This window comes from Bradyrhizobium embrapense (assembly GCF_001189235.2).
Classification (GTDB): Bacteria; Pseudomonadota; Alphaproteobacteria; order Rhizobiales; family Xanthobacteraceae; genus Bradyrhizobium; species Bradyrhizobium embrapense.
Genome location: NZ_LFIP02000014.1, coordinates 88,606 through 102,602 on the forward strand (window position 1 = coordinate 88,606; position 13,997 = coordinate 102,602).

Sequence of the window (13,997 nt, forward strand, 5' to 3'; positions counted from 1 at the left end):
TTCGCCCTCATTGATGCGGAGTCACAGGCTCCGCGCAACCTAGCTGCGCACTTCGTCGGCCAGCGGATGCAAAACGTCGGTCCCGGCCGGACCGACCAGGCTGCGGCCGATGCCCTTGTCCGCCCAGGCGAAGCCATCCATGGCGTGACGCAATTGCGAGCACCGGAATCCGATCGACATCGACATTCCGTTGCACCCGGCGCTTACTGTGAGCGTTGCAGCGGCGGAGGTGAGCGGCAACATGACGTTCCTGATCGCCGAATCGGCAAGCCGTTCACGGCGAACGGGTTGGAAACAAGTTCAAAGCCTGGTGCCGCCAAGCTGATCTTCCGCACTGCGTCCGCAAGGCCACGTCAACCGCGCTCGCCGAGTCCGGTGCTCCGCCGCACGAGATCATGGCTGTTACCGGACACCAGACGTTGGAGGAAGTTGAACGGTACACAAAGGCAGCCAGTCGCAGAAAGACAGCCGACGCAGCAATGGCAAAATTGGTCTAAGACGCGACAACTTTATCGGGCGCTGATCAATTCCAGGACCGAGTCCATCGGGGGCACGACGGAATATCCAGAGTTCATCACAGCAGTGCTCCTCAAGCCAGGAATGCGAGAATTATATCAAACGGAACAAATTGGCTGATCAAGCCGATCACCCGGAGGTTGTTTTGGGCAACGTAACGCTCAACCTCGACAACCGGACCGCCACTATCCCCGRGGAATGATTCGCAGTCGGCAATGATGGTTCGGAGCTTCGAGTTCTTTCCTGCGACAAGTCCCTTCCTCAACAGGGGACGCTTGTACTCTATTTGAGGAATGTTCGCGAGCCCGATCGATACGGGTATCCAAGCACAAGTACGTCATTGCTGATGACGACGTCGTTAGTCGTCAGCGAAGAATGCAGATCGGCCTGAGAGATAGGCAGAAGTTGTCTCGATAAAGTATTCGATTTTGCAGGAAAGCCAGGTGTCGGGCCGCGCTTTCTTGCGTTTTGGGATTTTGCTTTCGAGCGATTCGTGATTCCCTGACGGCGGATCGTCGGCATGGGGGAAAGAGATGAGCAAACCGCGGGATGATCGCCAGAAGGACCTGTTGCTTCCTGCGCTCGATCAAATCATCGACATGGGACACCCGCTGGTGCGGCTGGCAACGCTGATCGACTGGAAGTTTCTGGGTGACCGCTTTGGTTCGGTGTGCCAAACCGGTCCGGGGCAGCCTGGCCTGCCGACGCGGCTTGTCGCCGGCCTGTTCATTCTGAAGCACATGCACAATCTCTCGGATGAGGTGCTGTGCGCCCGTTGGATTGAAAACCCCTATTACCAATACTTCTGCGGCGAGTTGAGCTTCTGCCACCGGCTGCCGTTCGATCGATCGTCGATGACGCGCTGGCGCCAGCGGCTCGGTGAGGAGCAGCTCGTCGCGCTGATCCAGGGAAGTCTGTCAGTGGCGCACAAGACTGGCGCCATCGGTCCCAAGGACGTGGAGCGAGTGGCGGTCGATTCCACGGTGCAGCCAAAGGCCGTTGCGCATTCGACCATCACCAAGCTCGTCGAGCTCGCCAAGCGCAACCGTGTGCCGCTGCGCGAGAGCCATCTGCGCCTGGCGAAGCGCGCCGCCATCATGGTCGGCCGCTGTACCCGCGCTCACCAGTTCAAGCGCGCCCGGCGCCAACTCAAGTTCCTGCGAACGCGGCTTGGCCGGATCATCCGCGACATCCGCCGCAAGATTGATGGCGATGTGGTGTTGCAAGCTCGCTTCGGCTCGCTGCTCGATCTGGCGCAGAGGGTGCGCACCCAGGATCAGCATCAGCGCGGCCCCAAGGTCTATGCGTTACATGCGCCGGAGGTCGAGTGCATCGGCAACGGGAAAGCCCCTGCGCCTTACGAGTTCGGCTGCAAGGTCAGTATCGCCACCCCCGTGACGTCTCCGAAGGGCGGACAATTCGTGCTCCATGCCAAGGCCCTGCACGGCAATCCCTTCGACGGGCACACGCTCGGCCCGGTGGTCGCCGACATGGAGAAGCTCACCGGCGTGGAGACTCGCCGCGGCCACAACCACCCGCATCGGTTCAGGGTCTGGATCTCGGGGCAGGTCCGCCGCGTCACCGCTTCCATCCGGCGCGAGATGAAGCGTCGTGCGGCTGTCGAGCCCGTCATCGGCCACGTCAAGGCCGAGCACCGCATGGACCGCAACTATCTCAAAGGCCGCGTTGGCGACTGCATCAATGCCGTCCTCGCCGCGGCCGGCCACAACTTCGGCCTGCTCCTGCGATGGCTCGCAGAACTCTTGCGTGCCGTTATCCGGGCGCTCGCTGAAACTGTCTCGGCTCAAAACATCGCTTGAGCCGCGTTCTTCACGGAGGACTCGCTGGCTTGAGGAGTTTTCGTCCATAGCATCCCATCGCACCATACATGCTCCACGCGGCCCCACTTGCAAGCCGCTGCAAGATGAGGGAAAAACCCACGCCCATGGTTATTGGCGCTCGTATTGCAAAGCAGCGGAATGCCCGTCAGCGCTTCATATTCTACCAGAAGCTCGGCAACTTTGTGTTGAGAAGTCCTGCTGATCGTCTGCAGTCGCGCAGATCCGTCGAGATGGACAACCGCGGGGATTTTGTCCCGCCATTCGGTCCGAGTCTGATGATCGAAAAGCATGTAAGGATCCGACGTTCCTGGATCGAAAATTTCCGGCGCGCGATCTTCCAGGCAGATCGGCGCCACTGGCCGGAAGTGCTCGCGATGCTTGATGTCATTGAGATAGTCCTTCATTCCCGGCGATGTTGCGGCTGCAAGAATGCTTCTGCTACCCAATGCCCGCGGCCCAAGCTCGGCGCGGCCGGCAAGAAAAACCACCGGCTTGTCGCTGGCGAGAATAGTCGCCAGTTCATGCATATTGCAGGGCGAAGCATCCCATTCAGGCGGCACATCACTACCTTGCAGCGCCGGACCACTGTAGACCGACCACTGCAACGGCATGAGGCCTTTGTCCGCTACCATTGCACAACATGCTGCACCGATCGCGGAGCCACTGTCATTTGGAAATGGCGGTACCCAAACAGCATCGAACAGCCCTGCCGAACGTAGTGTACTGTTCCATTTGATATTGAGGCCGCAGCCGCCTGCTATGCACAAATTGCGAGCGGAAAAGTCCGACTGTCGTTGCAAAGCATTCGCCATTTTGTGCACGAGCAGGCGCTCGAGGAAACAATGAAAGGATGCGAGCACATCCTCGGCCGCCTTGGCCTTCAACCGCGGCGCACTTGCGTCGAAGAAGTCGTGAATGGTCGTAAGCTCAAACTCCATGCTCCCGAGATCAGTACGGTAACTCTCGCGCTTGGTGTCAGCTTAAAAGTGCTCTTTGTAGAGCTCCTGAAAGACCGTGATGATGTTTTCGTCGACGGTGCCGAGGGCGATATAGGCCATCAGCTTGCCGGCGACACCTAGAATCGAGCTTGCCGGCGCCGCCTGGATCCACCTTGCCGGGTTTACCCAGGTCCCAATTGGTACGATTAGCCCGCTTGTATGGCCCAAAATGAAGGCCCGCAGCGGCATAGATGTGCCCAAACAGCGGGAATAAGCTGTCGATGAACCGAGCGCCTCCGCGTCCTACATGATAGAGTCGTGGGTAGGTGCCCCCATCCCACACGAGGCAGAAAGCAGGCTGTCCGGCTTTGGCAAACGGGCTGGTGCAGTATGCGGCCGCCACGTGGCTGGCCACGTGAGGATAGCTCTTATAGGGGAAATCCCTGCCGTCGAGCCTAAGGCCGAAGCCATCGCGAGATGTGAGGAGGGCCTCGGGATGAGGTTCAACATAGGACGCCCCCTTGAGCGTGACAGGAGCTACTCCGCTGCGGAGTCGGTATTGAGCTTCCACTTGCCCCAGCCAGCCGTCGACGACGAACTGATCAACGTCCCGCGCATCCAGACCGTGCTCTGCCAAAGCCATGACGACTGCATCGAGATTGTCTATCGTCTGATAGCGCGGATTGTTGCTCCGCTTCTCCTGCTCGATACAAAAGACGAGCCGACCGTCCTCGATCAGGGCGATCGCTCCGTCATGCGTCAGCTTGATACCGCAGATGCGCATAATGCCTCCACTTTGATGCCGGCAATTCGATGAGTTAAAGGATCAGGTCTGGATTTCGAGAGCATGCGATTGAGCAATCGTCGTTGTCCCGACTGATTCTCGGGCCGCTCGGGCTAGACTGCGATCACCATCGGTCACGATCGCATGTCCACGGCTAATTCCGTCGTCAGAGATCCGATTGCTGATGGCGCGCGAGCGCAGTGCACGACTTCGCCGATCGAAATCAGAGGACCCGGACTAATGCCGCGTTCACGACCCGGCAATGCGCCGCCGCCGAGGTCGCCGTTCTGCGCCCTAATGCGACCTTGAGCTTCGTGATCGCAGGGTCAATGTGGAGCATGCGCGTCAACGTTCTTGCTCTTTGTCAGTACGGAGGAACTGACTTGCTTCATCAGATCGGCGCATTCTGGCAGCATTTCCTACTCTCGCATGGCTCTTCACAGGAGGCGACGTATTGGTCGTTTCAAAGAGCGTGCCAACAGCCAGCGCTGCTTTTCTTAGCCTATTGCTATCCAGCGCGTGTCGCGTAGCGAACGGGATGTCTTGAGACCGACAGTGATGATGCAGACGCTCAGGTTACTTCGGTGGCGCACCGCAATTGTTGACAGCGCGAGGCAGCTTTGCTTCTCTCGATGGAGACTCCCCGTTGGACTCCAGATCTGCGGTCCGGCGGATCTCTCCGGCCAATCACCTCCGCATTTTGACGCCAAGCAGCTGGTTGGAAAGGGACGATGACGATTCAGGAGAAAATGCGTTTGCGCGATCTCCGACAGGCGACGGCGGAACGAGGGGTCCGCAACTCGAGTTTAGAAGCGGCAGCTGCTCGGAGTTACATTAGCGCGTCGCACGGGCTGCGCGCCGTGCAAGTTCGAACCCGCAAATACCGCCGCGCCCGAGCCGCCTTGGTTGACCCATGCTTGACGGTAGCCGCTTAAGAGGGGGGCGGGAGGCCCCGCCTTCAGTCAATTTGATTGAGCTGAGCCTCTCTGCGCCTAATCTCCACACGTCGCGATTCTGTTGCATTTCCAGCGGTCCCGACATCTGGCTTGAGACAATTGTAGCCGGACGAAATAAAGCCACAGCGGCTATCCGATCTTGACAACGTAGGCGACGACCGAGCTAGTCATCTGGCTTGCTCGGCAGATTGGTTCATCGACGAGTTCAGAACGCGCGCGGCGCGCAGTAGTATCGCGCTGCGGCTTGTGCACTATTCCTAGTCGACACTATCCTTGCGCGTTTGTCGGACATTGCGATGCGAAGGCAGTTTTGCCTTGAACACGCATTGTCGCTTGATGGCGTCGAGGGCCTCCCCGCTGTTTCTTGACAGCGCACGCAATATTGTCAGCCTCCACTCCCGCTGCTACACCGCTGGATCCTCCTCAGCATCGGTGAGGAAGGAAGGTCAGGCGCTTGATTGCGTGCAGCCGGTCTTGCTGACATCGAAATCTGCGTTCCGACCATCAACTTCTCAGATCGAGATCAATAGTGAACGACGACTCATTGACGATGGATATCCGAGAGTTTCTGGAGCTCTGGCAGCGGACCTTCAACAGGCATACGCCGGATTGTTTGCTTGCTTTGTACACGGATGATGCGATTCTGCAGGGGACGTCGAGTGCAAAGCTTTATATCGGGGCCAAAGAGATAGCCGCTTACTTTCGTGGTGGCGCTAGCGTGAACATGGGTGTCTGGCACTCTGTCACGTTGGCGCACGACGTTGTCCTGGTCGCGGGCAGCTATGTCTTTTCACAGACGTCGAAAGGCCATCAGCAATCAACGCCGGCGCGATTCTCCTTTGTACTGCGCCGTCAGAACGACACATGGAAGATCGTGCATCATCACTCATCTGCCAACCCAACCGAGCCAGGCGGCATCGCGCAGTTTGAGAATTGAACTCAAGCGCAAATCAGCATTCGGCCCGTGCAATTGCAGGTTCAGGATCCTAAAGGCGTCCTTTGCTCAGGGGCTTTCACGAACTTCCTAAGGTGTGGCTGCTCCTCATCAAGACGAGAGGGGGCCATACGATCGGGCCATACGGGTTTTTCGGCTCTTCATTTTGTTAGGTGCTCTGACGCGTAGCGGACGAGCTTGCCTGCCGCCTGGCGCACGCTCCTTTTCTCTTCTTTTTTGAACAATGCGTTCACGTCGGCAGCGGCGATGGCCGGCCCGCAGGGCTTTTGCCGCGCCGGTTATGGCGTCGCATCTACGATTCGGCATGGCATTTCCCCTTGGTCCATCGCCACCCCGGCCCGGCGCCGAACAAGAAGTTCAGACGGCACGCGTGCGAAAATTCTGCTCCACCTTGCCACTTTCTTGGCAAAATTACCCAGATTTACCCACTGAGGGCAGCCGAAGTCAGGTCCGGCCAACCTGCAGTCGACTAGCCTTGCCGAATTGAGCCCATCGCAGAGTGGGTCTGCCCTTGAGATTGCAGGAGCGCCCAATGTCAATTGTCCCGCCCACGCCCGCGCAGTTGCGAGATGTCGCCTCACAATGCGGTCTTTCGCTAACTGACGAGGATGTCGTCTCCTTCCGCGGACTTATCAACGAATCCCTCGAGGCCTACAGATACATCGAAGCCGTTCCGGATGAGTTGCCTCCGGTAAAATATCCACGCACCCCGGGGTATCAACCACCGCCGGAAGAAAATCTGCATAACGCTTGGTACCGCAAGGCGAGAGTCGAGGGTGCGCCGAGTGGAAAACTCAAGGGCAAGACCGTCGCTCTGAAAGATAACGTCATGTTGGCTGGAGTGCCAATGATGAACGGCTCGGCGACGCTCGAAGGATTCGTCCCAGACATCGACGCAACCATTGTCACTCGGATGCTCGATGCGGGCGCCGAGATCGCAGGTAAGGTTCATTGCGAATGCTTCTGTACATCCGGTGGAAGCCACACTGGTGCGCTCGGACCGGTGCATAATCCTCATAGGATGGGCTACTCTGCGGGCGGTTCGTCTTCGGGTTCGGCCGTTGTCGTGGCGCTTGGCGAAGCCGATATGGCAATCGGCGGCGACCAGGGCGGCTCGATACGTATGCCGTCGTCGTTTTGCGGCATCTACGGCATGAAGCCCACCTGGGGTCTTGTCCCCTATACCGGCATCATGCCCAATGAGTTGACGCTCGACCACGCCGGCCCCATGACCGCAACGGTCGCCGACAACGCCTTGCTATTGGAAGTAATCGCTGGAGACGACGGGTACGATCCACGCATCAAAGCGCCGAAAGTCGAACAATATACCAAAGTACTCGGTCAAAGCATCAGCGGATTGAAGATCGGCGTGCTGAAGGAGGGTTTTGAGCAGCCGGGGGCGGAAGCCGATGTCAATACAGTGGTTCGTGAAGCGGCCAAGCGCTTCAAGGATCTCGGGGCCTCGGTTGAGACGATCTCTGTGCCAATGCACCTGCAAGGCGCGGCAATCTGGACGCCGATCGGCACCGAGGGCGCCACACAGACGATGATGTTTGGTGACGGCTTCGGTACTAGCCGATCAGACCTCTTCTCACTGTCACTCATGGACTTCCATCGAGGTTGGCGACAGAAGGCGGACCTCCTGTCAGAGCAGGCCAAGTTGTTCCTGTTGCTCGGCACCTATGTGAACAACACGTACGGGCCCCGCTTCTACGGCAAGGCCGTCAACGTCTCTCGCCGTCTGAGCGCAGCTTACGACCGGGTCCTTAAGGACCACGATCTCCTTCTTCTGCCGACGACGCCCATGAAGGCAACGCAACTTCCTCCCCATGATGCCAGCCGCAAGGATTACATCACTCGCGCGACGGAGATGTTCACCAACACCGCTCCGTTCAACATCACGCATCATCCAGCGATGTCGCTGCCGTGCGGAATGCTGGATGGCCTGCCCGTCGGCCTTATGCTTGTTGGCCGCCACTTCGACGAGACCACCATCTATAAGGTGGCGCACGCGTTCGAACGGATCGGGGACTGGAAGAAGATGTGACCAGGGCAATGTCGTTGACGACAACAGACCATCGTGGTGTCCGCGGCATGTTGTGGAGCTCCGCGCGTCGCTGGGATGGCCCGTTCCGACGTTAGGCAAACCCGCTATGAGCGTCGAATTCGTCGGTCGCCAATACGTAATGGCTTGGCTAGCAGACGGATTGAAAGAAAGGCCAATCATCTACAGCAAACCAATACGAGGAGGGTGCATCAATGCGTAGAATATCGACTTGCTTTCTTGCGACCGTGGCATTCCTGGGAGCTGCCGGCAACGCGATTGCCGAGGACGTCCTATCCGAAGTGTCGACACTAGAAAATGAGTATTTCAACAACTGGTCGCAAGGTGCCGAACAAGCCGCAAAAGCCCTCGGTCTGAACTATCGCATCCTTTCCGGCAAAGGTGATGCCGCAAAGCAAATCGAAATCTATGAGGCCCAATTCGGCGCAGGTGTCAGGATCACGTTCGGCGAAAATCTCGTTGCGGCGAACATAAAGCCCATCGTCGAGATGGCCAAGAAAGTCGGTGCGGTGCATGTTGCTGTTTGGGAGTCGTTGCCTGGCTTCCATCCTTTGGACGCGGGGTTAGATAACTACGCTTTCGCGACGTTTCTCGCCCGATGACGTCGAAAACAGCTATAGAATCGCAAAGTTGCTTTTTGACAAGATCGGCGGAAAAGGCAACGTCGCGCACATTACTGGTTTTCCAGGGGTGGATGCGGACATCTCCAGAACTGCGGGCTTCGATAAAGCGCTAGCCGAATACCCCAATATCAAGCTCATCGCCCGCCAGCCTGGAAAATGGAATCAGGTTGACGCTCGCAAAGTCATGGAAGACCTGTTGGTGGCGCACTCCAAGATTGACGCTGTCTTCGGGCAAAACGACTCGATCGCACTGGGCGCGATGCAAGCCGTCGAAGATGCTGGTATGCGCATTCCGATCGTCGGCCTAGATGGCAATCGAGAAACCCTCAAGCTGGTAAAGGAAGGTCGCATTCTTGCGACAATGGGCTTTACCCCGCAGTGGTAGGCGGGTTTTGCACTGGTGCGTGCATACGATGTTGCCAAAGGATTTAAGCCGGGCCCGTGCGAGCGCATGATGTATACGGGAGCCACGCTGATAACCGCTCAAAATGTAGACAAGTATCAAGCGTTTCTCGCCGGCGAGAAGCTTCCGTTTGATTGGAGAAAGATGTCGCGGGTTCTTCATCCCGACGATTGGGATGCTCAAAACTATGTGTGGCCGATCGATGTGAAGACGTATTGGGGAGCTCGTACGCCGGCCGGATATAAGTTCCCGAAGGCTTATCAAGATGCCGTCGACGAAGGTTGCGTCGATCAGCTCAAGGCGGAGTATAATAATCACTATCATCAGCGTATCCCCGAGTGACGCCGTGGATGCCCCTCTCCATCGAGAGGGGCATCATGTTTACCTCGCTTTTGATGGATCGCAAAAATGCTACAAGCGGCGCGGGCCGGGTGCAGGGATGGCGAGTTAGGGCGGCGGGCCATAACCATCTTCGTCTTCATGCTTGCGATTGCAGCGTTTGGTCTCGTGGCTCCGTCGTTCGGAACGCTCGCAAATATCAGGGCTATTGAACTATCGAGTTCTGTCCTTTTGCTCGCATCCATCGGCGCAACCTTTGTAATCCTAATGGGCTCGATCGACCTGTCCATCGGAGCTGTTGCCAGCTTTTGCGGTATGTTGGTCGCGCGCCTATCACCAGATCTGGGTCTATGGTCGGTTCCCATCGCCTGCGTGGTCGGCTTGGTGTTTGGTGCGATCAATGGGCTGGTCTATGTCCACCTCAGAATCCCCTCGATTCTGGTAACGCTTGGAACCGCAACAACCATTTCAGGGGCGGTGCTCTTCATTTCAGATGGCCGGTCATTATCCGTATCGAACCCAGCCGTAATCGATATAGCCCAAGGCGCACTGGCGATTGTGGTCCCCAATGCGGTGCTGATCTCGGCGGTGATCTATGGTGCTGCAGTCCTCATAGGTGATCGCACGCGTTTTGGGCGAATGACGCTTGCGATCGGTAGCGACGAGCAAATTGCTGTCCTCATGGGAGTGAGGGTCAATGCGATAAAAGTCCAGGCGTTTGCATTGTCAGGCCTTCTCGCCGGTCTTGCCGGCGTCCTGTTGGCGGCGCGTCTAGGATCCGCCACTGTCACAATGGGCAGTTATATGACTCTCGATACGATCACCGCGGTGGTCGTTGGCGGAACCGCGATTACGGGTGGCTCTGGCAACGTGCGCCTGACGATCATCGGGGTTCCTTTCATAACGACTTTTTCAGACGTCATGAACATTCTCGCTTTGCCGCCCTATCTGCAAACAATCATTCAAGGAACCGTCATTCTGCTGGCCGTTCTTCTGAACACGCGGCGAGCGAGCGCGGAGGACGTGAAATGAATGGCGTGGCCGCGCCGATCTACTCAATGCGTAACGCCTCGAAGCGCTTCAATGGCATTGCCGTGGTTGAAGGCATCGATCTCGATGTGTTTCCCAATGAGATTGTTGGTATTGCCGGCGAAAATGGGGCAGGCAAATCAACCACACTCAAAATGATTGCCGGCATCCATGCACCGAATGCTGGAAGTATGAGACTATTTGGCAAGAGCTTCAGGCCCCTAAGCTATACCCATGCCGTTGAGGCCGGAATTTCGATGGTCTTCCAGGAGCAGGCCCTTATTCCAAGCCTGGCTGTCTACGAAAATATATTCCTCTCTTTAGAACCCTGCTTTACCAGTCGGATAGGCATCGTCGACCGAGATGCGATGATAGCCGTGAGCGAAAGACACCTCCAAAATCTCGGTCTTGGCTACATCGATCCGCGCCGCCGCACGGGCGATTACGCTTTCCATGATCGGCAGATGATCGAGATTGCCAAGGCGTTCGCGTTGGCCGAGCATTTCCACATCGATCACCCAATCATCCTGCTCGACGAACCGACTGCGGCAATCGGCGAGCGAGAGATCAAGATTCTCTTTGAATCGATTCGTCGATACCGCCGTCGCGCGTCATTCGTTCTTATCACTCACCGTCTTGTGGAATATGTGGAGCTGTGCGACCGCATTTGCGTGTTCAAGGACGGGCGAAATGTCGGCGAGTTCGCAGGAGAAGAGATTTCCGAACAAAGCCTTCATCGGGCGATGGTTGGACGAATACGAGACGACGAATACTTCATGGAAACGCGCCAGCTAAGCCTGGTCGGGGCGCCAATCGCGATTTCAGCTCATGGTCTGAGCGGCCAAAACGTCAAGAATGTGAGCTTTGAGATTCGCAAAGGTGAGGTCCTTGGAATTGGCGGTCTCGTCGGATGCGGCAAAGAGGCTGTTGCCAGGGCCGTCGTCGGTTTTGAACCCTTTCCCCCAAATGGTACCGTGGAATTGGGCGGCGAAGTCTTGCCGCTTCGCGGACGTGGTAAAGCGGCGATCAAGCGTGGGGTGGGTTTCGTACCCAAGGAACGCAAGAGCGAAGGCATCGTGCCTTACATGTCGGTTCAGGCAAATATGTCGTTGGCCTCGCTTCCGCTCGTCTCAAGCCTCTCTGGGTTCCTTTCCCGCTCCCGAGAGAGGCGTCTGGCCGAAAAGTACATCAATCGCTTGCGTGTGAGATGCAATGGACCAACGCAGCTTTGCCAGTTCCTTTCCGGCGGCAATCAACAGAAGGTGGTGATAGCCAAATGGCTGGCCCGAAACGTTCAAGTGCTCGTCCTCGACAATCCCACGCGGGGCGTCGACGTCGGCGGCAAGCAAGAGATCTACAGCGTTCTGAGGGACTTGGCTGAGGAGGGGGTAGCTATTCTTCTGGTTACGGACGATCTGCCCGAGCTGATTGGAATGTCAAACCGGATCCTCGTGATGCGAGACGGAGAACTTCAGTTCGAGTGCAGCGCGCCTGCCGACAATAAGCCAACGGAGCAGGAACTTGTCCAACACATGGTATGAGCCGCAAACGGCTGGGTCGAGACCAGTTGCAGAAGGAAAATTGCCGATCGCCCAGTTTTATGATCGTCGCCGTGTCATCATAAATGCGCTCGGGCCATTGTTGCTGCTGATGGCAATGGTTGTGGTGTTCGCGCTGATCAACCCGCGCTTTCTAAGTTGGATAAATCTTTTCAACCTGATGCGGCAATCCTCGATCCTGCTGATCGTTTCAACGGGCATTACGTTTGTCATTCTTATGGGATCACTCGATCTTTCCGTAGGAGCCATTGTGACACTCGTGGCCATTTCATCTGCGGTTCTGATCCGTGACTTCGATGTCGGTGCAACCGGGATAGCCTTCGCTGCGGCAGGCATGGGAGCGCTTTGTGGTCTTGTAAATGCTACGCTCGTTCTTCGTCTCCGGCTCCCGTCGTTCGTCGCCACATTAAGCTCGATGACTATTCTTGGCGGCATTTCTACGTGGATCAGCGGGGGCGGCAATGTGTTTTTCCAGAGCCCGAACCTCACATGGATTGCTTCCGGCTCCATGATCGGCCGTATTCCGAACTCCGGAGTTTGGGCGCTCCTCATTTTTGCTGTGGCTTCTTTTGTCGGTGCGAGAAGCCACTTCGGAAGAGCCTTGTTTGCGATCGGGGGAGGCGGCCTGACCGCGCGACTTTCAGGCATTGACGTCCTTCGCACCAAAGCGATCGCGTTTGTTGTCTGCGGAATGCTTTGCGGCGTTGCGGGCTTGCTGCTCGTCGCGCGAACATCAACCGGAACCTCGCGTATGGGTGATGATCTTTTGCTTCAGGCGATCGCCGCGGTCGTCATGGGCGGAACTGCGCTATCTGGAGGGGCGGGGGGAGTCCATCGCACCCTGACTGGCGTTCTGGTGATCGCCGTACTGCAAAATGGTCTCAATATCGCGGGCGTGCATACTTACCTGCAAATCATGGTGACGGGGCTCATCGTCGTTCTGTCTGTTACAATAACTCTGGATCGATCTCGGCTAGCCTTTATTAAATAATCCAGCATTGTCATGGCGATATTGAACGGAGAACCGCCTGCATCTGACTCAGCTGATATAGACGCGCGTGGTGACGAAAATGGTAGCGGCCTGGATTGCTCGCGATGTTGGTCAGAAGATCCGGACAGCCGACAATGACGCCCTGGCGGTGGCGGAATCGAATAGCGCGCCGAGCGCTCCGCATCTAGATGCGGCCGTCGAATGCCTGTCCAACTTGCTGCCGGCTCGGTGTCATCTTAAATGCTATCAGATGAGCTTGCCGACACGATGCATCGCCTCGAGCATGCGCGTGCGGGATTGACGTCGGTAACGAAGTTAGCGATCGGCCCCCTTGAGATCTCTCTTCGATACATGGCCGGTTGCTGCTCGAGCGCGCGTTTGCCGCCAGTCCCCTTTGAATTGGGAATAGGCTAGCCCGGCCTCGTGGCGGCGAAGTACCCGCTGCTCTTTGACAGCCGCGTGGGACCGGAGTGCCGGCGAGCATTGTTATTCTCCCCGTGCGACTCCGCAAGCTCGTGCTTCCAGGACGCGGCTAACTAGCTGTCGCGTCAGACCAGGATGAGAGTTGCGTCTTATACGGTCGGTTACCCAACGCTACCCAGATGCTGGTCGCGCGGCAGTGACCGCTTGGGCCATCGTCTGAATAATAGCAATCGGCAACCAAAAATCCGCTCTGACCTCTTAGGTCTGATCTCCTGGGTCTGATCTCCTGGGTGTGATCTCTTGGGTCCGCTGGCAGACCGGTTCGTCTGCTTTCTCCCGAGACTTGAGCCGCTGCCGGAGAAATCCGGCAGCGGTGTTTTTTTGACAGGCGACATGCCGCCATTTTTGCGGCAGTGATGGCGAGGTGATCGCCGGCAAGATCGACCGCCCGCGGCAAGTAGTCACCCTGAAAAATACGCCCTTACACGAACGCAGTGAGCGAAAATCGCGGGCGGCGAACAGTCATTGACCCAAAGTGTTCACGGCGAGCGGCGCCGGAGGGATGTGACAAATGC

10 protein-coding genes and 2 pseudogenes are annotated in these 13,997 nt (G+C 57.3%); 10 read left to right on the plus strand and 2 right to left on the minus strand.

Annotated elements, in window-relative coordinates; genetic code table 11:
* Positions 1-39: 39 nt before the first annotated feature.
* A complete protein-coding gene (locus AKN83_RS40285; protein WP_175596496.1) occupies positions 40-186 on the minus strand; it encodes a hypothetical protein in 147 nt (48 codons plus the stop codon).
* Between the two features lie 167 nt (positions 187-353).
* On the opposite strand from AKN83_RS40285, the pseudogene AKN83_RS42175 reads away from it, so the two are divergent.
* Positions 354-497: pseudogene (locus AKN83_RS42175) on the plus strand (tyrosine-type recombinase/integrase); the annotation flags it as partial.
* Positions 498-1,049: 552 nt separating this feature from the next.
* Positions 1,050-2,336 carry an IS5 family transposase gene (locus tag AKN83_RS35220; protein WP_050399974.1) on the plus strand — a complete coding sequence of 429 codons (1,287 nt, stop codon included), beginning with the start codon at positions 1,050-1,052 and terminating at the stop codon, positions 2,334-2,336.
* On the opposite strand, the pseudogene nodU reads toward AKN83_RS35220, so the two are convergent.
* A pseudogene (gene nodU / locus AKN83_RS35225) lies at positions 2,321-4,079 on the minus strand (nodulation protein NodU). The gene AKN83_RS35220 and the pseudogene nodU sit on opposite strands and share 16 nt — an antisense overlap.
* Positions 4,080-5,564: 1,485 nt before the next feature.
* Between nodU and AKN83_RS35235 the strand changes: the two are divergent.
* The 8 genes from AKN83_RS35235 to AKN83_RS35270 all read left to right on the plus strand — a co-directional run bounded on the left by AKN83_RS35235 (position 5,565) and on the right by AKN83_RS35270 (position 12,999).
* Positions 5,565-5,972 (plus strand): nuclear transport factor 2 family protein, encoded by a 408-nt coding sequence (locus tag AKN83_RS35235; RefSeq protein ID WP_050399975.1) that lies wholly within the window; start codon positions 5,565-5,567, stop codon positions 5,970-5,972.
* Positions 5,973-6,522: 550 nt separating this feature from the next.
* On the plus strand, positions 6,523-8,037 hold the full coding sequence (locus AKN83_RS35240; RefSeq protein ID WP_063695684.1) for an amidase: 1,515 nt from the start codon (positions 6,523-6,525) through the stop codon (positions 8,035-8,037).
* A 212-nt stretch (positions 8,038-8,249) separates the two neighbouring features.
* Entirely contained in the window at positions 8,250-8,657 is a 408-nt protein-coding gene (locus tag AKN83_RS35245; RefSeq protein ID WP_050399976.1) for a type 1 periplasmic-binding domain-containing protein, read from the plus strand.
* A 28-nt stretch (positions 8,658-8,685) separates the two neighbouring features.
* Positions 8,686-9,063: a substrate-binding domain-containing protein gene (locus AKN83_RS35250; protein ID WP_050399977.1), complete on the plus strand. Its 378-nt coding sequence runs from the start codon at positions 8,686-8,688 to the stop codon at positions 9,061-9,063.
* 69 nt (positions 9,064-9,132) lie between these two features.
* Complete coding sequence (locus AKN83_RS35255; RefSeq protein WP_157113722.1) at positions 9,133-9,423, plus strand: hypothetical protein; 291 nt, start codon at positions 9,133-9,135, stop codon at positions 9,421-9,423.
* Between the two features lie 66 nt (positions 9,424-9,489).
* Positions 9,490-10,452 carry an ABC transporter permease gene (locus tag AKN83_RS35260; protein WP_050399979.1) on the plus strand — a complete coding sequence of 321 codons (963 nt, stop codon included), beginning with the start codon at positions 9,490-9,492 and terminating at the stop codon, positions 10,450-10,452.
* Positions 10,449-11,990, plus strand: coding sequence for a sugar ABC transporter ATP-binding protein (locus tag AKN83_RS35265; RefSeq protein WP_050399980.1), 1,542 nt, complete (start codon positions 10,449-10,451; stop codon positions 11,988-11,990). Before AKN83_RS35260 ends, AKN83_RS35265 begins: the two co-directional genes overlap by 4 nt.
* Positions 11,971-12,999, plus strand: coding sequence for an ABC transporter permease (locus AKN83_RS35270; protein WP_157113723.1), 1,029 nt, complete (start codon positions 11,971-11,973; stop codon positions 12,997-12,999). The genes AKN83_RS35265 and AKN83_RS35270 overlap by 20 nt, the downstream gene beginning before the upstream one ends.
* The last annotated feature ends 998 nt before the right edge of the window (positions 13,000-13,997 follow it).

Excerpts from the sequence above, each read along its gene's own strand:
- AKN83_RS35265 (WP_050399980.1), top strand. The coding sequence starts at position 10,449 with ATGAATGGCGTGGCCGCGCCGATCTACTCAATGCGTAACGCCTCGAAG.
- AKN83_RS35220 (WP_050399974.1), top strand. The coding sequence starts at position 1,050 with ATGAGCAAACCGCGGGATGATCGCCAGAAGGACCTGTTGCTTCCTGCG.
- AKN83_RS35260 (WP_050399979.1), top strand. The coding sequence starts at position 9,490 with ATGCTACAAGCGGCGCGGGCCGGGTGCAGGGATGGCGAGTTAGGGCGG.
- AKN83_RS40285 (WP_175596496.1), bottom strand. The coding sequence starts at position 186 with ATGTCGATGTCGATCGGATTCCGGTGCTCGCAATTGCGTCACGCCATG.
- AKN83_RS35240 (WP_063695684.1), top strand. The coding sequence starts at position 6,523 with ATGTCAATTGTCCCGCCCACGCCCGCGCAGTTGCGAGATGTCGCCTCA.
- AKN83_RS35255 (WP_157113722.1), top strand. The coding sequence starts at position 9,133 with ATGTATACGGGAGCCACGCTGATAACCGCTCAAAATGTAGACAAGTAT.
- AKN83_RS35245 (WP_050399976.1), top strand. The coding sequence starts at position 8,250 with ATGCGTAGAATATCGACTTGCTTTCTTGCGACCGTGGCATTCCTGGGA.